Source organism: Parvibaculum sp., assembly GCF_049651025.1.
Classification (GTDB): domain Bacteria; phylum Pseudomonadota; class Alphaproteobacteria; order Parvibaculales; family Parvibaculaceae; genus Parvibaculum.
This window is the reverse complement of sequence record NZ_JBASBH010000026.1, coordinates 1-19,120: the sequence shown is the minus strand read 5'-3', so window position 1 is coordinate 19,120 and position 19,120 is coordinate 1. Positions and strand designations below refer to the sequence as shown.

The 19,120-nt window shown below is 62.1% G+C and carries 12 protein-coding genes; 5 read left to right on the top strand and 7 right to left on the bottom strand.

The genetic code is table 11. From position 1 onward, the window contains the following. Nucleotides 1-230 precede the first annotated feature (230 nt). Both WA943_RS02790 and WA943_RS02785 read right to left on the bottom strand, forming a co-directional pair. Complete coding sequence (locus tag WA943_RS02790; RefSeq protein WP_424468314.1) at nt 231-1,367, bottom strand: ferritin-like domain-containing protein; 1,137 nt, start codon at nt 1,365-1,367, stop codon at nt 231-233. 89 nt (nt 1,368-1,456) lie between these two features. Next, on the bottom strand, nt 1,457-4,936 hold the full coding sequence (locus tag WA943_RS02785) for an AsmA-like C-terminal region-containing protein (protein ID WP_424468313.1): 3,480 nt from the start codon (nt 4,934-4,936) through the stop codon (nt 1,457-1,459). Between the two features lie 255 nt (nt 4,937-5,191). Between WA943_RS02785 and bcp the strand changes: the two genes are divergently transcribed. From bcp to WA943_RS02765, 4 genes are all read left to right on the top strand, one after another. After that, nucleotides 5,192-5,773: a thioredoxin-dependent thiol peroxidase gene (bcp, locus tag WA943_RS02780; RefSeq protein ID WP_424468312.1), complete on the top strand. Its 582-nt coding sequence runs from the start codon at nt 5,192-5,194 to the stop codon at nt 5,771-5,773. 4 nt (nt 5,774-5,777) lie between these two features. Next, entirely contained in the window at nt 5,778-6,608 is an 831-nt protein-coding gene (locus WA943_RS02775; protein ID WP_424468311.1) for a ferritin-like domain-containing protein, read from the top strand. A gap of 211 nt (nt 6,609-6,819) precedes the next feature. Continuing rightward, nucleotides 6,820-8,157, top strand: coding sequence for a peptidoglycan DD-metalloendopeptidase family protein (locus WA943_RS02770; RefSeq protein WP_424468310.1), 1,338 nt, complete (start codon nt 6,820-6,822; stop codon nt 8,155-8,157). Further along, complete coding sequence (locus tag WA943_RS02765) at nt 8,135-8,704, top strand: bactofilin family protein (protein ID WP_424468309.1); 570 nt, start codon at nt 8,135-8,137, stop codon at nt 8,702-8,704. Before WA943_RS02770 ends, WA943_RS02765 begins: the two co-directional genes overlap by 23 nt. Nucleotides 8,705-8,782: 78 nt before the next feature. On the opposite strand, the gene WA943_RS02760 is transcribed toward WA943_RS02765, so the two are convergent. The 4 genes from WA943_RS02760 to WA943_RS02745 form a co-directional block, all read right to left on the bottom strand. Next, nucleotides 8,783-9,973, bottom strand: a complete 1,191-nt coding sequence (locus WA943_RS02760) for an NAD(P)/FAD-dependent oxidoreductase (RefSeq protein WP_424468308.1) — start codon at nt 9,971-9,973, stop codon at nt 8,783-8,785. Between the two features lie 4 nt (nt 9,974-9,977). Continuing rightward, nucleotides 9,978-11,109 (bottom strand): peptide chain release factor 2 gene (gene prfB / locus WA943_RS02755; RefSeq protein ID WP_424468307.1). Its coding sequence is split into 2 segments (ribosomal slippage): nt 9,978-11,039 and nt 11,041-11,109, totalling 1,131 coding nucleotides; the frame shifts between segments, so codons are not numbered across the junction. A gap of 76 nt (nt 11,110-11,185) precedes the next feature. Then, the gene (locus WA943_RS02750; protein WP_424468306.1) at nt 11,186-13,678 is read right to left on the bottom strand and encodes a penicillin-binding protein 1A; all 2,493 of its coding nucleotides are present in this window, start codon (nt 13,676-13,678) and stop codon (nt 11,186-11,188) included. 204 nt (nt 13,679-13,882) lie between these two features. Beyond that, nucleotides 13,883-15,265 (bottom strand): N-acetylmuramoyl-L-alanine amidase, encoded by a 1,383-nt coding sequence (locus tag WA943_RS02745; RefSeq protein ID WP_424468305.1) that lies wholly within the window; start codon nt 15,263-15,265, stop codon nt 13,883-13,885. A gap of 819 nt (nt 15,266-16,084) precedes the next feature. Between WA943_RS02745 and WA943_RS02740 the strand changes: the two genes are divergently transcribed. Beyond that, nucleotides 16,085-18,781, top strand: a complete 2,697-nt coding sequence (locus tag WA943_RS02740) for an Rne/Rng family ribonuclease (RefSeq protein ID WP_424468304.1) — start codon at nt 16,085-16,087, stop codon at nt 18,779-18,781. A gap of 78 nt (nt 18,782-18,859) precedes the next feature. On the opposite strand, the gene WA943_RS02735 is transcribed toward WA943_RS02740, so the two are convergent. Further along, nucleotides 18,860-19,120: hypothetical protein (locus WA943_RS02735; RefSeq protein WP_424468303.1), on the bottom strand; the 261-nt coding region annotated here is incomplete at its 5' end.

The following is a 19,120-nucleotide window of genomic DNA, read 5'->3' as shown; positions in this document are numbered from 1 at the left end:
TCCTAATGGTGTCACCCCGGGACTTGTTCCCGGGGTCCAGCGGCTTCGCCGGAGTTCGCGGGAAGATGGGTCCCGGGAACAAGTCCCGGGACGACGGCGGTGTCTGCGGCGGTCGATGCGGGTCGCCATGCGCGGCCTTGACGGATGACCTCGACAAAAAAGGCCCACTTCCATTCTGGAAGGGGGCCTCTTCGTTTGCGTTTCGTGGGGGACGAAACGCGGGGGCGTACTTATTCGGCGGCGGCGCTGTTGCGCATGGCGTAGATGGCCGCGTGGCCGCCAGCGCCGTTGATGGCAAGCAGGCTGCGAATGCCTTCTTCCGCGATGTCGTCGCCGATCATGCGATCGCCTTCGCCATGGAGTTCTTCCATATCGACGTAAGCCGCATATTGCGACGCGGTGCGCTTGGTGATGATGCCTGCTTTCAGCAGCGTCTTGATGAGGACGCGGAAAACGCTGGTGCCTTCCATCATGGTTGCGCGCAGCTTGCGGTCTGTCATGGCTTCGAGAAGCGCGGACTGGACCCATCGCCAGTCGAGGCCGATCTTTTCGTAGATGACTTTCTTCTGCTCAGGCCCCGTGGAGTTGCGCAGCAGCGTCATGAAGACTTCGAGCGCCCAATCCTCGATCATGTCGCGTTCGGCTTCAGGAAGCTGGGGGACCGTGCGGTCGGCCCAGATCTTGCCGAACTTGTGGTGGAAGGCTTCGTCCGTCATCACGAACTGCATGAGCTTCTTCATCAGCGGATCATGCGTTTCGGAATAGAATTTCGCGAAGGTGCCCATGGCAAGGCCTTCGACGATCATCTGCATACCGACGAGTTTCTTCCAGGCGAGCGGCGTGGCGACGATATCGACCAGCAGATCGCGCAGCACGATGCCGCAAGCGGTCGGCTTGCCCCAGCGCGCCTTGATGTAGTTTGCAAAGCCGGTGACGTGGCGCGCTTCCTCACGCGTCTGGTTCGCCGCATATTCCTGCGCGCCCGGATCTTTCAGGATGTGGCAGAGCGAGGCCGACAGCGCGAGCGCGCCCTGCTCGCCATGCAGGATCGAGGACATGGTCCAGCGGACGGATTCGTTCACCAGATAAATCTTCTGGCCCTCGTCGAGCTTGTCCGAAACGGCGGACTGGAGCTCGAGGTTGAAATCCGTCGGGACCAGCAGGTCGCGGTCGAGATCCCATTTATCGTTGAAGTCGATGTATTTGGGATCGAGCGGGTCCCAGAAGTGATCGTGGGTGGCCGAGATGATCTTGTCGAAAGCCGTTGAGCGATGCCCATAGCGATCGATTTCCATCATGGCGGGGAAATCGTCCGGCGCGACGGCCTCATAGGCTGCGTCGACCGTCATTCTTTCGTTTGTGGACATCGTCTCCTCCTCCGCTGTCCGTCAGTACCAATGACCGAGTATAGATATGCGGAGTTTTACTCCGCAATCGTGAATCGGCACTCCGCATTTTATGGCTGCGGCTGACTTTCGGCGGATTCCGGCACTTTTTGGGGAGGGAGGGATGTTTCAGCCGGCTCGACGGTGACGGGCGCGACCGGCTCGGGCGGCAGCGAGCTGCCGAATTCGAAAAGGCGGCGCAGGAATCCCGGCGCAATGGCGGAGAGCGGATTGACGATGACGCTCGGATTGTCGGTGCTGCCCTTCACCGCATAGGTGAAGCCGAAAATGCCCTCGCCCTTGCGGCTGATGATGAGCGGGCCGAGCAGCGGCACATTGCCGAGGATGGAATTGATCGTATAGGCGGGAACGAGCGTGCCCTCCATATCGACCACATCGAAGGCGCGATCGACCTGGCCTTTCATGGTGAGGCCGATGGCGGGGCCGGCCATACGCGCATCGTCAACATGGATGCGATGGCCGGTAACGCGGAAAGGCAGTTTCAGGCTATCGAAATAAATGCCCTCGCCTTTCAGCGTGTCGCCGATGCCGGTGAGCGAACCGAGCGTCAGAATTTTCGCCAGCACAGGCGCATTGGCGATGCGGAACTGCGCCACATCAATGGTGCCGTCCATGGGCGAGCCGGGAAGCTTGTCGTCGATGCCTGCCTTGGCCACGAAAGCGCCGCCGACGACTTCCTTGGCAAGATCGAGCGAGCGGAAAACGAAGCCCGCATCATTCGAGGTCATCGAGAAATCGCGCGTGCGGTTTTCCGCCGGTTTGATCGATGCCTTGAACGGCATGCCGCTCTCATCCGTGCCTTCGATGCGGACGAGATATACCCAGTCGTCGATCAGGGTGAGGCTCGCATCGAGGCCCGTGAACTTCGTGTCGTTCTGTGCGGCAACCTCGCCCAGCGCGGCGCGGATGACCGTGCGGCGGGCGGGATCGCTTTCCATTGCGGGCGTCACGATGCGGGTGGCGGCGGCTTCGGCTTCTTTCTTGTCGCCATTGCCGGAAACGAAACTGTGCAACAGGCCGCGCGCATCGGCCTTCACGCCCTTGATGTCTAGCGTCAACTCGCCCTTGTCGTCGCGCTGCGCATTCATCGAGAGATCGTTGTGCGGCCCGAGCTTCACGACCGGCAGAGCGGCGGATATCCAGTCCCAGTTCTTGTCCATGACGAAATCGCCGCGCGCGTCGATGCCTTCGCCCGACAGCTTGAAGCCGGAAAAGGCAAAGCCCTTGGCCGACATGGCGAGATTGAAGTCAATGGCCGCCGTCTTGCCTGTCGGCTTGGTCCAGCCGAGATAGTTGATGTCGAGCGCCGCGCCGGTGACATCGGCGTGAACGGTCGCATTGCCGATATTCGCGCCGCTGCCGGTGAGCGTCGCGTCGAGCATGGCGGGGCCGGTGATATATTTGTCGAATACGAGGCCGATGGCCTTGCGCGCGGCATCGTCGAGGCGACCGGAAATCTGATAGGAGGAACTCGGCGCCTTGGTGCGGACGAAGCTTTCCGTCCAGACGAGTTTCAATGGCGGAATGCCGTTCAGGCTGACATTGCCGACGCCCTTCAGCCCCTTGCGCGACACGTCTATGTCGAGCGTGCCGGAGGTAATCGAGAGATCGGGCTGGATGTTGGGGATGACGACGTTTTCGGCATGCGCCTTGCCCGCGAAATCCACTTCGTCAATCGTGACGGTTTTCACCAGCGGCAGGCGCAGCGTGGCGTTCAACGTGCCGCTGCCGCCAATGGTCGAGGGATCGAGGCCGAAGCCGCGGATCAGCTTCAGCGGCTCGTGGTCGAGAAGCGCGAGAATGTCGGCGGTGGCGCCTGCGCCTGCAAATTCGATTTCGCCGATGCTGGTCTTGTCGGCGAGGCTGCCATCCAGGAAGTGGCCGCTCGGGATGGTGATGACCTTGCCGGGAGCGACGACGACGGAAGCCGACGTGACCCACGCATCGAAACGATTGCCCTGCACGAGGCCGCGCGCCGCCACGCCCGAGAGCGGCGGCATGCCGTCAAGGAAATTGACGGTGGTGCCGCGGACATTGAACTCGAACTGGATGCGCTCATTGGGGATCGGGGTGTGATTTTCGTCGGCATCGGCGAGAAGATCGACGGGCACGTCGATGGCGAAGGTGCCTTTTTCGAGCGTGCCATCCTTCATGTTCTTCGACACCCATTCACGCGAATTGGGCGACAGGGCCAGCGGCCAGACGGAGCGGGCTTCGTTGACTGGAATGTTGTCGATCGTGCCCTTGATCTTCAGGGCGGGAGACCGCGCGCCTTCTCCGATTGTGCCGGACGCGGCGACCTTGCCGCCCGCAACGCCGATGCTCACATCGTCGATGATCAAGGCGCGCTTGTCGAAATCGAGCATGCCCGCCAGATGCGCATTATCGATATTTACCAGACCCTCGAAGATGCCGGCCATCTGGGTCGTCGTCTTGCCTGCGGAAAGCTCGAACTTCGCGGAGGTGAGATCGACGCCCTCGCCCAGCACATAATCGACGTGACCCGTCATGGCGACGCGGTGCGGGCCTGCCTGCAACACCAGTTGATGCAGCGCGATGCGCTTTGCGGGGGCATCGAGCGACAGTTCGGCATGGGCCTTTTCAAGCGGCACGGGCGCCTGCTTGAGGCCGGGAATGGTGAAGTTGCCCTTGCCTGCATCGAGCACGAGATGAGCGGACTTTACTTCGCCGTCCGGCGCTATATCGAGATCGCCCGCCGCATCCATCGGCGCGTCGATCATGGCGTAGTTGGCGAAGGCAGGAGACATGCGGGCGAGCGCGGCGGGGACGATGTTGGTCGCATGCATGGCGACCGTGGCGCTTTTCGCGCCCTCGGGCAGCGCGCCTTCAAGCTCGATATGGCCCATCGTGTCGCCAAGCGCGAGATCGGCGCTCAGCGTGGCGGCGAGGCCACCATCGCCCCGGAAGATCGCAAGGTTCGCCTTGGGCGCTTCGAAGGTGACGCCATTGACCTCGTCGACGATGCGCAGCGTTGCATCCTGAATGCCGACGCGGCGGAGATAGCCGAGCATCGAACTATCGCTCTCGCCCCTTACCAGCGCCTCGACCATGGGGCCGAGCACGAAGGAGGATTCCGTCCGGGATTTGTCGTTGGCCGAGGCGAGGCCCATCGACAGGCCTTCCGGGCGGCGGATGAGCGTGGCCGAAACGCCGTAAAGCTCCACCGCTGTCGGCGCGATGCGGCCGCGCAGGAGCGCGGGCATGCTGAGACGGAAGGAAACTTCCGGCAGGACCGCGACGCGGTTGCCGTCCGCGCCGGTGATTTTGACGTCGACGACGCGCAGGCCGACCTGATGCTGCTCCGGCCGCCAGCGCAGGATCGTACCGCCGATTTCGACGCTGCCGCCGTTGAGCTGGCCCGTGACGCCGTCCTGAAGGATCTGCGCGAGGATGGGGAGCGAGACGGGGCCGGATGAAAGCCGCCATGCCAATACGGCAAGCAGAATCGCCGTCGCCGCAACGGCAACGCCAACGATCTCAAGCGCAATCTTACTGGTACGGCGGATCAAGAAACGACCGGGCTCCTATAGCTCGCAGCCAAGACGGCCCGAGCTGCATCCCAAAACGACGAAACGGCCAGGATGAATGCCGCCATTCCTATTTAAACGCGGATGCGCGCGAAGTCTTCACATTTGGCATCAAGCCATCGGACAAGACTGGCTTTCCCGGGCTACGATGTTAACCACATGATCCCAGTTTTTACTGAATGCGGACGGCCTGCGGGTCGTCGGCGGATTGCGGCAAGCTTGAATCGGAGAGTCTGAATGGCCAAGGCAGTTGAAACCGGCAAGTCCGGCGTGAAAAAGACGGCGGCAAAGGCCGGTACGGAGCCAAAAGCCAAGAACCCGACCAAGAAGGCCGCGGCGGCAGCCGCTGCGGCGGCGCTGCCCGGTGTGGGCGAGCATGCGCCTGATTTCGCGCTGCCTGCCGATGACGGTTCGAAAATCTCGCTGGCCGGGCTGAAGGGCCAGAAGGTCGTGCTCTACTTCTATCCAAAGGACGACACGCCGGGCTGCACGGTGGAGGCCATCGCCTTTTCGGCGAAGAAGGCCCAATTCGAGAAGGCGGGCGCGGTGGTGCTTGGCGTTTCGAAGGACACGATTGCCGCGCATTGCAAGTTCAGGGACAAGCACAATCTGACCGTCCGGCTGCTTTCGGACGAGAGCGGCGAGATGCTCGAAGCTTACGGCGTGTGGGCGGAGAAGAAGCTCTATGGCCGGGCCTTCATGGGGATCAACCGGACGACTTTCCTGATCGACAGCAAGGGCGTCATTCGGCGGACCTGGCCGAAGGTGAAGGTCGATGGCCATGCGGACGAGGTTCTGGCCGCCGTGAAGGAAATCTGAAGGCGTGAATTTCGAAACTGCAATGACGCAGCCCTTCGCTTCGCTGGCGGATGGCGCGCGGATGGTTCTTGAGTGTCCGCAAGCGGATGAAAAGGCGCGCCTTGGGCACAGGCTCGCCAAAAGCTGGCGAAGCGGCGAGTTGCCGCTCTTCTCGCCCGGCGACGGGCCGATGCCCGACCGCCCGAACCGCCCGGCAAAGCCCGAGCTTCTGACGCACAGGGCCATGCCCAAGCGCACCTTCAAGGGCGAGCGCGGGCGCTTTGCCCTGCTCCACTCGCTTGCCCACATTGAACTCAATGCCATCGACCTTGCCTTCGACATGGCCGGGCGCTGGGCGCGGGAAAACCTGCCGCGCGCCTTCTTCGACGACTGGATCAAGGTGGGCGACGAGGAGGCAAAGCATTTCCTCGCCGTTCAGGGACGGCTGGCGGCCATGGGCGGAACCTATGGCGACCTGCCCGCCCATAACGGGCTTTGGGAGGCGGCAGAGGAAACGCGGCACGATTTGCTGGCGCGGCTCGCCGTGGTGCCGCTGGTGCTCGAGGCCCGCGGGCTCGACGTGACGCCGGTGATGATCGAGCGGCTGACGGGCGCGGGCGACCTTGAAAGCGCCGACGTGCTGCGCATGATCTATAGCGAGGAACAGCAACATGTAGGGGCTGGAGCGCGGTGGTTTACATATTTATGCGACGAAGGCGAAATTTCGCCCGCCGAGACGTTCCACGCGCTTGTGCGAAAACATTTCCGTGGACTGCTGAAGCCGCCCTTCAATGACGAGGCGCGCGCCGCCGCCGGACTGCACCCTACTTTCTACGAACCGCTGACGTCGCGTTGAAAACGCTTTTCTTCGCGGCCCTAATGAGTGACACTAAACGGCACAGTTCGTGGCGGGGGCCATAAAACTTTCTCAATGCAATGTTAACCAAACACACCAAATCTTAAGGAGTGTGTAGGAAAGTCGTTTCATTACATTGAGTTAGACGCTGGTACAGGGGGTATGGCGCATGAGGGGCGTGCACCATAGCGGTTCAGATTTCGGAAATGCCGTGCGCAGATTTCTGCGCCATCATTACGTTGAGCGGCAGATCTATCTTCGCAGTCACGGTCAGGTGCAGTTCATTTCGCTGTCGCCTTTCACGCAGGCTGTGTTCCTTGCTATCGGCTTCGTGTTCTTTAGCTGGATCGCCTTTTCCTCCGTCAACGTCGTTTTCAAAGAACAGATCATCGCCTCGAAAGAGCAGCGATATGTGAAGATGCAGGGCGCTTATGAAGAGCGCGTGGCGCAGCTTCAATCGGCATATGACGAGCTGAACGGGCAGCTTGTGATTTCGCAGGAGCGGTTCCTCGCCTCGACGCGCGAGCTTGAGGACAAGCATCGCCAGCTCACCGCGCTGATGGGCCAGCGCCAGTCGGCAAGTTCCGAACTCGACACGATGCGCCAGCGCTATGCCGCCACCTTGCGCGGCTCACGCAGCGATGCGCAGGGCAATACGATCCTGATGTCGGTAGATCAGGACGGCGACAACGTCACTGTCGGGCAGACGACGACGCGGCCGCAGCGGGCGGCGGATGCGGGCGCCTTCGTCATCGATGGCGGCATCGAGATTTCCGGCCTTGCGGGCGGAGAAGACCAACATGGGACATCCTCCCAAATCGACACACGCCTGACCAAGCTCGACCGTGCCCAACAGGGCCTCATCAACCGGGTCGAGGAAAATACCGATCGCCGCATCCGGGAGCTGAAATCGATCATCGGCATGACCGATGTGGCCGACGCCAAGGCGCTGGTGAAGCGCAGCGCGGGCGACAAAGGCAAGGTCGCGGATGCCGAAGGCGGCCCCTTCCTCGGGCTGGCCGAGGGCGAGGCGCTGGCGGGCGGCGGCGAGGAAAATACCTTCACGAAGCAGCTTTTCCGGGTCAGCCAGAATCTCAACACCATGGGCGATCTTGAGAAAACCATTGCTAAAATGCCTTTGGCCGAGCCGCTGATCAGCTATCACGAGACCAGCGGCTTCGGCGCGCGCCGGGACCCTTTCAACGGGCGCATGGCCTTTCATGCGGGCGAGGATCTGGCGACCGATTACGGCGCCAGGGTCTATGCGACGACATCGGGAATTGTCACCTATGCCGACTGGAAGGGGGCCTATGGCCGCCTGATCGAAATCGACATCGGAAATGGCTTCAGGACTCGCTATGGCCACCTGAGCGCCATCAACGTCAAGGTTGGCCAGAAAATTGCATTTCGAGACGTGATCGGCCGTGTTGGGTCCACCGGCAGAAGCAGTGGCCCACATCTTCACTATGAGGTCTGGTTCGACGGCATCGTCCGCGACCCCTCCAAGTTCATCGAGGCAGGGCATTATGTTTTCGCGAAACAAGGGTAAAGAGGCCGAAAGGCCGGTTGTTCAGGCAAGCGCTGCAATTCCAGCGCCCATCGCACCCACCAAACGGACCGGTGTGCGGACTGCGCCTTCCATCATCTCCAACGATCTCGTGGTTCACGGCAACCTGGTCGCCACGGGCGATATTCAGGTCGACGGCACGGTTGAAGGCGATATTCGCAGCCAGTCGCTGACGGTTGGCGAAAAGGCTTCCATCAATGGCGAGATCGTCGCCGAGGACATCGTTATTCGCGGCCGCGTGATCGGCACCATTCGCGGACGGCGCGTTCAGCTTTCATCGACCTGCCATGTCGAAGGCGACATTCTGCATGAAGCGCTGGCGGTCGAAACCGGCGCCTTCTTCGAAGGCAATTGCCGCCATTCGGACGATCCCATCGGACAGGCTTCCACACCGAAGCCCGTGCTGCGCCCTGCCGCGACGCCGCTTGCCGCCGCACCGCGCCCTGTTGCGCAGCGCCCGGCAGAAGCCGGCAGCCCGGTCGTCGTCGGCGATGGCGGCGTGGTCGTCAAACGGCCAGCAGCGCAATAACAGAATTTTCGCTCGCGAAATGCGGGCGGCACGGAAAACAGACCACGGCGGAATTGCCTCCGCCGTGGTTTTCTATTTTCAGACGTGCTGTCCGGCGGCAAAGCCCGAGGACCAGGCCCACTGGAAATTGAAGCCGCCGAGATGGCCGGTCACATCGACGACTTCGCCGATGAAGTGAAGGCCGGGGACGGCGCGGGCTTCGAAGGTCTTCGATGAAAGCGCGTCCGTATCGACGCCGCCTGCCGTCACTTCAGCGATGCGGAAACCTTCAGTGCCACTCGGCACGATGCGCCAATCGCCCACGGCGGCGGCCAGTTGCCTGAAGCGGGCATCCGACGTATCGGCAAGGCGCGCGCTTCCCCCGTTCAGTTCCACGATGCGGTCTGCGAGGCGTTTGGGAACAATGCGCGACAAGGCGGTGGCGACATCCTGCTTGGGCTGCGCCTTGCGGGCGTCTTTCAGCGCGGCGAGAACATCGATGCCGGGCGCGAGATTGACGGCGATCTCCCCGCCCTCTTTCCAGTAGGACGAGATTTGCAGGATCGAGGGGCCGCTCAGCCCCTTATGCGTGAAGAGCAATGCCTCGGCGAAACGCGTCTTGCCACTGGCGACGGTGGCGTCGGCGGACACGCCTGCGAGGCCCTCGATCTCGCGCATCAGATCCGGCCCGAAGGTCAGCGGGACGAGCGCGGGGCGCGGCGTGATGACGGCAAGGCCGAAGCGTTTGGCGATTTCATAGCCGAAACCTGTCGCGCCCATTTTCGGGATCGACTTGCCGCCCGTGGCGATGACGAGAGAGGCGCAGGACACGCGACCGCGATCTGTTGCCAGCTCGAAGCCCGCTTCCGTTTTCGCGACGTCGGAGATTTTCGTTTCGAGTTCGATTGCGACATTTGCCGCGCGGCATTCGGCGAGCAGCATGTCGATGATCTGTTGCGAGGAGCCGTCGCAGAAAAGCTGGCCGAGGGTTTTCTCATGCCAGGCGATCTTGTAGCGATCGACAAGGGCGATGAAATCGCGCTGCGTGTAGCTCTTGAGCGCGGAGATGGCAAAGCGCGGATTGTCGGAGAGGAAGTTTGCGGCTGTCGTGTGCAGATTGGTGAAGTTGCAGCGGCCGCCGCCGGAAATCCTGATCTTCTCGCCGGGTGCGCGGGCGTGATCGAGCACGAGGACGCTGCGGCCCCGCGCTCCAGCCGTCATGGCGCAGAAGAGGCCCGTGCCGCCTGCCCCGATGACGACGACATCGTAATGTTTCGGTGATGCGGGCATGGCCCTAGTCGATATCCTCAACGACGGCGTCGGCACCGCCCTTGACGCGGGCAGCGAGCGCGGCGGCCATGAATTCATCGACGTCGCCGTCGAGAACATCGGCGGGCGCCGGGCTGGTGACACCGGTGCGCAGGTCTTTCACCATCTGATAGGGCTGCAAGACATATGAGCGGATCTGGTGGCCCCAGCCGATATCGGTCTTGCCTGCCGCTTCGGCCTGCGCCGCGGTTTCGCGCTTTTCGAGCTCAAGCTCGTAGAGGCGCGCGCGAAGCATGTTCCATGCGGTCGCGCGGTTCTTGTGCTGCGAGCGCTCATTCTGGCAGGCGACGACGATGTTGGTCGGAATATGCGTGATGCGCACCGCACTGTCCGTCGTGTTGACGTGCTGGCCGCCTGCACCGGAGGAGCGGAAAGTGTCGATGCGGCAGTCGCTTTCCTTGACGTCGATGTCGATCGTCTCGTCGACGACGGGATAGACCCAGACGCTGGAGAAGCTCGTATGGCGGCGCGCATTCGAGTCATAGGGCGAAATGCGCACGAGGCGGTGAACGCCCGATTCCGTTTTCAGCCAGCCGAAAGCATTGTGGCCCTTGACGGTGATGGTCGCGGATTTGATGCCCGCTTCTTCGCCGTCATGGCGCTCCATCAGCTCGACCTTGTAGCCCTTGCGCTCGGCCCAGCGCGTATACATGCGCAGGAGCATGGAGGCCCAGTCCTGGCTTTCGGTGCCGCCTGCGCCCGCATGCACTTCGACATAGGCGTCGTTGCTGTCGGCTTCGCCAGCGAGCAAGGTTTCGATCTCGGCCTTGCGTGCCTCTTCGCGCGCGACTTTCAGCGCGGCTTCGGCTTCGACAACGATGCTCTCATCGCCTTCAGCTTCGCCAAGCTCGATCAGTTCGAGATTGTCGTTGAGCGAGGCTTCGAGGGTCAGATAGGCGTTGATCGCGCCTTCAAGACGCGTGCGTTCGCGCATCAGCGTCTGAGCTTTTGCGGGATCGTTCCAGAGATTGGGGTCTTCGGCCTTCGCGTTCAGTTCGTCGAGGCGCTTGCGTGCAGAATCCCAGTCAAAGATGCCTCCTCAGCAGCGCGAGCGACTGCTTGATTTCATCTGCAATATTCTGGGTCTCGGCACGCATAACTGGCCTCCGTGGAACGCGGAGCGGGAAAATAGGCCGAACGGACGCGGGTGTAAACCCGCGAAGGCAAAAGGCCTCAGTAAAGCCCGCCCGTGCCTGAATTGATGCCCTCGTCATTCGTGCCCGGCGACGGGGCGGGCGCACCATCGAGGCCGGAAACAGGCGAGCCTGTGACGACGCCGAGCGATGAGGAGCCCGAATCCATCTGCGGATCGGTGCCATCCTTGAAGGCTTCGAGAATCACGTTGGGGCTACTGGACGAGGCGAGCTGGCCCGTTTTCGGATCGACCTTCACCAGATTGATGCCGGGCGGAATGCGGAACGGGATAGCGGGCTCCTTGCCGACTTCTTCCATCATGATGTCGCGGAAGATGGGCGCGGCGGTGCGCCCGCCGGTTTCAGCATGGCCGAGCGGCGTCGGATTGTCGTAGCCGACAAAGACGCCGACGACGAGGTTTGGCGAATAACCCATGAACCATGCGTCGCGTTCGTCGTTCGAGGTGCCGGTCTTGCCGGCGAGCGGCACGGGAACGGCCTTTGCAGCGGAACCTGTACCGCGCTGGATCACGCCTTCGAGGATCGAAGTCATCTGATAGGCGGTTTGCGGATTCTCGATTTCCTCGCGCGTGTCGGGAAGTTCCGGTGGCTGCTGGCCTGCCCAATCGGCGTTACAATCCTGACACGGACGATTATCATGCTTGTAGATCGTGCGGCCCCAGCGGTCCTGAATACGGTCGATGAAGGTCGGCGTCACCTTGCGGCCGCCATTGTCGAGAATGGCGTAAGCGGCGGTGAGCCTGATCAGCGTCGTCTCGCCAGCGCCGAGCGCCATGGAGAGGACGGGCGACATATTGTCAGTGATGCCGAAGCGGTGCGCGTAATCGGCGACCTTGTCCATGCCGATATTCTGAGCGAGGCGAACCGTCATCACGTTGCGCGAATGCTCGAGGCCGAAGCGCAGCGTCGAGGGGCCGTAGAAATTGTGCTCGTAGTTTTCCGGCTTCCAGAGCGCGAGGCCCGCGCCCTGATCCATGACGAAAGGCGCATCGAGAACGAGGCTTGCAGGCGTGAAGCCATGATCGAGCGCGGCGGCATAGACGAATGGCTTGAAGGAGGAGCCGGGCTGGCGGAGCGCCTGCACGGCGCGGTTAAATTCGCTCTGGTCGAAGCTGAAGCCGCCCTGCATGGCGAGCACGCGGCCCGTATGCGGGTCCATCGCGACGACGGCGCCATTGACGGCGGGCACCTGACGCAGCGCGTAATGATCCGGCGTCGTCTCGCCCTTCTTGTAGATCGGCTCGACATAGATGACATCGCCGATGGCGAGCGCGTCGGAGGGCTGCTTCAGAACGGCGCCGAGATACTGGTTCTTGATCGAGGCGCGCGCCCAGGAGATTTCGCTGAAGGGGATGGTTCCCGTTTTCACGTCCGTGGAGAATTTTCCGCTGGCGAGTTTTTCGGGTCGCAAACCGATCTTCGCGGCCTGCGGCGTCAAGTCGAGAACGACGCCGAGCGTCCAGGGCGCGAGGTCTTCGGCATGGGGCTGCGTCTGCAATGCAGTGTGCCAGTTCGCGCCCGCATCGAGCTTGGCGACCGGACCGCGCCAGCCGTGGCGCCGATCGTAATCTGTGAGGCCCTTGCGCAACGCGGTGCGGGCAACGCCCTGCATGCGCGTGTCGATGGTCGTGCGGACCGAGAGGCCGCCTTCGTAAAGCTTCTGCTCACCGAACTTGGCATAAAGCTCGCGGCGAACTTCTTCGACGAAATATTCGGCGTTGGCCACCTGCACGCCGACGGGGCGCTGGGTGACGGTGAATTCTTCGGCGCGTGCGGCAGCACCTTCTTCGGCGGTGATGAAGCCGTCTTCCTGCATGCGGCTGATGACCCAGTTGCGGCGCGCAATGGCGCGGTCGCGATAGGTATAGGGCTGATAGTTTGCAGGGCCCTTGGGCAGCGCGGCGAGATAGGCGACTTGCGCGATGGTGAGCTTGTCGAGCGGCTGATCGAAATAGATCTGCGCGGCGGCGGCGACGCCATAGCCGCCCATGCCGAGATAGATTTCGTTCAGATAGAGTTCGAGGATCTTGTCCTTCGTGTAGGCCTTCTCAAGACGCAGCGCGATCAGCGCCTCCTTGAGCTTGCGCGTCAGCGTGCGGTCGCTGTTCAGGAGGAAGTTGCGCGCGACCTGCTGCGTGATCGTGGACGCGCCGGCAAGGCGGCGGTCGTTCACGATGTTGATGATGTTGTCGAACATGGCGCGCGCGATGCCCGTCGCATCGACGCCGCCATGGCTGTAGAAATTCTTGTCTTCGGCGGCGAGGAAAGCCTCGATGACGCGCTTGGGGATCACGTTGATCGGAACATAGAGGCGGCGTTCGCGCGCATATTCGGCGATGAGCTTTCCGTCGCCCGCATGAACGCGCGTCATGACCGGGGGTTCGTAATCGGCCAGCTTGGAATAATCCGGCAGGTCCTGGTTCAACTGCCACAGCATATAGCCGCCGGCGAGCAAGCCGCCGCACAGAACAACCAGAAAAACCGCTGCTATCGCCGTGAAGATTCTCAGCATAGGGCTCACTGCCCACCCCTCATATGCGGCCGCATAGCTGGCGCGCCTGCATCAATATGACACGAAGTTTCGCACCATTTAGCACAGCACGAAATCCCTGCCGAAAATTATCCGCCAAACCATGCGCTATGGTTAACGCAAATTTGGCGGCGCTTCATTTGCGCAACAAATGAGGCGACCATATGGCCCCCCCTGCACTTGCGGCTAGTTCGGGCCCTCTGCGAGCCGGTCGCCGAAATAACGGTCGATGGCGCGGACAAAGGAGGTGGCGACGCTGGTTCGCCACTTCGAGGAGGTCAGGCGCTTTTCATCGGCGCTGTTGGTCAGGAAACCCAGTTCGACCAGCACGGAGGGAACATCGGGGGCCTTGAGCACGACGAAGCCAGCGAAGCGGTGCGTGGGGTCCAGCAGGGTCGTCGAATGGCGCGTGTAATCGACAATCGACTTGGCGAAACGGGCCGAATAGTTCTTGGTTTCGCGCTGCACGAGGTCGATCAGGATGCCGGTGACTTCGGGCGACTCGCCCTGAAAGTCGATGCCCGCTATGGCGTCGGAGAGGTTTTCCTTGCGGGCGAGCGCGGCCGCTTCCTTGTCGGAGGCGGTTTCCGACAGGGTGTAGACAGACAGGCCGCGCACGTCCGACTTGGCAATCGAATCCGCATGGATCGAGATAAAGAGGTCGGCCTTGTGGCGGCGTGCGAAAGCCACGCGGTCGCGCAGCGGAATGAAGAAGTCCCTGTCGCGCGTCATATGCACGTCATAGCGGCCGCTTTCGCGCAGGCGCTTGGCAAGCTCGCGCCCGAAGGCCAGCACGACGTCTTTCTCGAGCACGCCGCTTTTGCCATGCGTGCCCGGATCGACGCCGCCATGGCCGGGGTCGATGACGACGACGCGGCGGCGATCATGCCTGATTTCGGGGCGGGAGGGCGCGACCGGGGCGACGACCGGCCGGACGGCTTCGGCCTGAACGGCTGCGTTATCGCTATCGGGAAGGCCGACCGATGACATGAAGCTCACGGGATCGGTCTGGGCGAGATCGAGGACGACACGCCTGCCAAAGCCGCCCTGCGGCTCCAGCGTGAAATTGCGCGATACGGCCACGGGAACGGTCGTGTCGATGACGATGCGGAAGGTGTTTTGCTGGAAGACGCCGTAGCGATAATCGGCGATCAATCCGCCGCCCTTCAGCCCCGCCACATCGGGAAGGTGCGAGGACATGTTCTGCATGTCGACGACGACGCGGTAAGGGTCTGCCAGCGTGAAGACGTGATAGCGAACGGCCTGCGGGCCGCTCAGCTCGACGACGAAACGGGTTTCCGCGCCGCGATCCCCTACCCTGATGCCGGTCACGGTGGTCTGGCCGGTTTGCGACGAGGCGGCCGGAATCGTGTCGCTTGAGGGGGTGGTGGCATCGAGCGCAGGCGCTGGATAGGCCGCCTGATCGACGCTCGGCGCGCGTGTCGTGGTGGTGGGGCGGGCGATGGGCAGCGAACCCAGCACGCCGGGCTCGGCCCTGAGCGGCAGATCGGCCAGCGCCACGGCCAAAATGACGGCGCAGCCGAGGCCGAACTTTGCCAACCATTTCAAAACCGGTACGCGCCTGATATTCACCATAAAAATCGCAGCCTGCCCATATGCGATCAGCGTCGGATCGGCACGCGGACCAGAAGGGTGCGTGTGCCAGCGCGCCCGTTTGAATCGACCGAACGCCCTTAAGCTATTCTGATGAGAATGCTTTATAAACCATTACCAAATCGAAAACTTCACGAATTATCAATGACTAGGCTGGTTAATATAAGGCTCCTTGCTTCGTAAAGCGCGTGCTTGCCAAATCAGGACCGCAAACGTACAAAGCGAAGGCTAGCCGGTCTGGCGTCCTAGACGCGACGAGCGCGGTTCCCGCGATAGCGGTGCAACCCTTCCAGCTTCGCCGCCCTTCCAGCTCCGATTCCCCTTTATATATTTCACGGGGGTTTCACGGGCTGAGCGCGAAATCAGATCGCCCGAGCGCGTAATCGCTCGTTTAACCTCCTTGGGTCAGTTCCGGATAACCGGCGCGGGGCCCCTGGCGGAGAAGACGAATTCCGCCCGCCCCCGGCGAATATCAGGGGGCGTCAAAGGTTGAGATGCACGACGCAACCACGCAGTTGGACGAAAAACAGGGACGACACGTTCGCTTTTTGAAGCGGGTGCCTCACTGTCTCTCCATGGCGTGCGACCCGATTTTCCGGGGCGCTTCTGCCTCCTCTTCATCATTCAAGACCCAATCCGGTTCTTTCGCCGCGCACCGCCATCAGGCGATTGCGGCAGACCGGCTTCACACAATCGGCGCCTGCGCGCGCCCGCTCGGCCGCATGAATTTGCGCCTTGCTCTGCGCGGTGGTCGGCGTCCTGGAGATTTGCTCAATGGCAAACAAGATGCTTATCGACGCGACCCACCCCGAGGAGACTCGGGTCGTGGTCGTGAATGGAAACCGCGTTGACGAATTCGACTTCGAGTCGGAAAGCAGAAAGCAGCTTCGAGGCAATATCTATCTCGCGAAAATCACGCGCGTAGAGCCTTCGCTGCAGGCGGCCTTCGTTGAATATGGCGGCAACCGCCACGGGTTCCTCGCCTTCAGCGAAATCCACCCGGACTACTATCAGATCCCCGTCGCCGACCGCGAAGCGCTGGTGCAGCATCAGGCTGCCGCTGCGCGCCGCGCCGCCGAAGAAGAAAATGCCGACGACGATGACGAGACGCAGGCGGCACCTGCCGCTGCGTCGGACGCATCCGCTCCTGCGGACGAAGCGCATGCGGGCGACGACGCGCCGCATGACGACGCACCGCATGTAGACGGCGAACATGCGAGCGACAGCGCGATTGTCGATCGCGGCGAAACCGAACTCGTTCATTCCGACCAGACGGTCGAAGCGATCGGCGCGGACGATCCGCACGAGGAAGCTCAGGAAGAAGCCGAGCCGCGCAAGCAGCGCCACAACTTCCGCAACTACAAGATTCAGGAAGTCGTCAAGCGCCGCCAGATCATGCTGGTTCAGGTCGTCAAGGAAGAACGCGGCAACAAGGGCGCGGCGCTTACCACGTTCCTGTCGCTTGCCGGTCGCTATTGCGTGCTGATGCCCAACACGGCGCGCGGCGGCGGCATCTCCCGCAAGATCACCGTTGCTGCCGATCGCAAGAAGCTGAAAGCCATTGCCGAGTCGCTCGATGTGCCCGAAGGCATGGGCCTCATCATTCGCACGGCGGGCGCCAAGCGCACCAAGGCGGAAATCAAGCGCGACTATGAATATCTGCTGCGCATGTGGGAAAGCGTGCGCGAGCTGACGCTGCGCTCGACCGCCCCTGCCCTCGTTTACGAGGAAGGCAGCCTTATCAAGCGCTCGATCCGCGACCTCTATGACAAGGATATCGACACGGTCTATGTCGAGGGCGACGAGGGCTACAAGGAAGCGAAGACCTTCATGCGCATGCTCATGCCGAGCCATGCGAAGAATGTTCAACCCTATAAGGACAAGCAGCCGCTTTTCCAGAAATATCAGGTCGAGCAGCAGCTCGACTCGATGTTCAACCCGACCGTTACGCTGAAGTCCGGCGGCTATATCGTCATCAATCCGACGGAAGCGCTTGTCTCCATCGACGTGAACTCGGGACGCTCGACGAAAGAGCGCAACATCGAGCAGACGGCGCTGCGCACCAATCTCGAAGCGGCGGAAGAAGTTTCGCGGCAGATGCGTCTGCGCGACCTTGCGGGCCTTATCGTCATCGACTTCATCGACATGGACGAGAACCGCAACAACCGCGCGGTGGAACGCAAGCTCAAAGATTGCCTGAAGACGGACCGGGCGCGCATCCAGGTTGGACGCATCAGCCATTTCGGCCTTCTCGAAATGTCGCGCCAGCGCATGCGCTCGGGCGTGCTTGAAGGCTCCACGGTCACCTGCCCGCATTGCATGGGCACGGGCATTGTTCGCTCGGTCGAGTCGATGGCGCTGCATGTGCTGCGCGGCGTCGAGGCGGAAGCGATCAAGGGCCGTGCTGCCGCCTTCACGGCGAAGGTGCCGGTCGATGTGGCGGTCTATATTCTCAACCAGAAGCGCTCGAACCTGCTCGACATCGAAGAGCGCTATGGCACCTCGGTCTATATCGAGGCCGAGCCGATGCTGAAGGGTTCGGAGCATCGCATCGAACAGGCGGAGGCCCGCGCGCTGACACGCACGCGGCCTGCTGCCGGCGCGATCAATATCGAGAACACCTATAATGAGGAAGAAGACCTCGTCATCGACAATGTGATCGAAGAGGAACAGGACGAAGAAGACGAAGTGACGACGCCCGCACAGCCTCGCGCTCGCGAGACGCATGATGCGGAAGCGGGTGACGACGAGCAGGGCCCGCGCAAGCGCCGCCGTCGTCGTCGTCGCAAGAAGGGCGAGGAAGGCAGCGAAGCCGGTAACGGCCATGCCGCTGAAGGCCATGCGCCGAAAGACGACGCCGAAGGCGACGAGGAAGACGACGACACGCCGCATGAGGCTGGCGCTGCTGGTGAAGCCAAGACGGGCGAAGCTGCAGATGGCGAAGCAGGCGACGAAGATCGTCCCCGCAAGCGCCGTCGCCGCGGCCGCCGTGGCGGACGTCGCAATCGTCGCGATGAAGATGGCAAGCTGATCGTCGAAGCTGGCGAAAACGGCGAGCAGGCAAGCGATGAAGAGGCGGGCAAGGCCGAAGAAGACGCTGATGCGGTGGCGGAAGAAGCGCCGGTGCTGCTCTCCTATTCGCGCGAGGATGTAACGTCATCACGCGAGAATGAGGCTGAAGAAGCGCCGGCAGCCTTTATCGAGCCGGAAGCACCTGCGGCAGCGCCGGTCGAAGCGGCTGTTGCGGCGGATGTCGAACTTCCTGCCGAGACGCCGAGCGAGCCGGAGACCGATCTGGCCGATGCCAGTGAAGCTGACGCCGTTGAAGCCGACACTGGTGAAATTGCCATGGGCGTTGCCGAGGTTCATGCCGAGGTCGACACCCTTCCCTCTCCCGCCGCCGAACCGGCGAAGGAAGAGAAGAGCGAAGGCCCGGCACGTCGCGGATGGTGGCAGCGCCGCACAAGCTGAACGCAGCTTGCGCCTGAAAATAAAAAGCCTGGTTCCGTTTGATCGGAACCAGGCTTTTCTTTTGCCGAATGCCTCGGATCAGAGGGGCTTGTCGCCCATGATCATGTAGACGCATTTCGTCGAGTCCTCGATCACTTCGATATTCTGGATGTCGAGGCCTTCATACATGGCGCGCATATCGTCTTCGGTGCGGTAGATGAGGCTCCAGTCGGTGACGAACTCAAGCGGCCACTGGCAGGTCTCACGGCCCTGCTTCACGTTGGCGATGATGAGCTTGCCGCCTGGGGCGACCTGCGCATAGAGGTCGTGCGCCAGCGCGCGGGCGCGGCGATGCGAGAG

Excerpts from the sequence above, each read along its gene's own strand:
- WA943_RS02790 (WP_424468314.1), bottom strand. The coding sequence starts at position 1,367 with ATGTCCACAAACGAAAGAATGACGGTCGACGCAGCCTATGAGGCCGTC.
- bcp (WP_424468312.1), top strand. The coding sequence starts at position 5,192 with ATGGCCAAGGCAGTTGAAACCGGCAAGTCCGGCGTGAAAAAGACGGCG.
- WA943_RS02765 (WP_424468309.1), top strand. The coding sequence starts at position 8,135 with ATGTTTTCGCGAAACAAGGGTAAAGAGGCCGAAAGGCCGGTTGTTCAG.
- WA943_RS02760 (WP_424468308.1), bottom strand. The coding sequence starts at position 9,973 with ATGCCCGCATCACCGAAACATTACGATGTCGTCGTCATCGGGGCAGGC.
- WA943_RS02750 (WP_424468306.1), bottom strand. The coding sequence starts at position 13,678 with ATGCTGAGAATCTTCACGGCGATAGCAGCGGTTTTTCTGGTTGTTCTG.
- WA943_RS02740 (WP_424468304.1), top strand. The coding sequence starts at position 16,085 with ATGGCAAACAAGATGCTTATCGACGCGACCCACCCCGAGGAGACTCGG.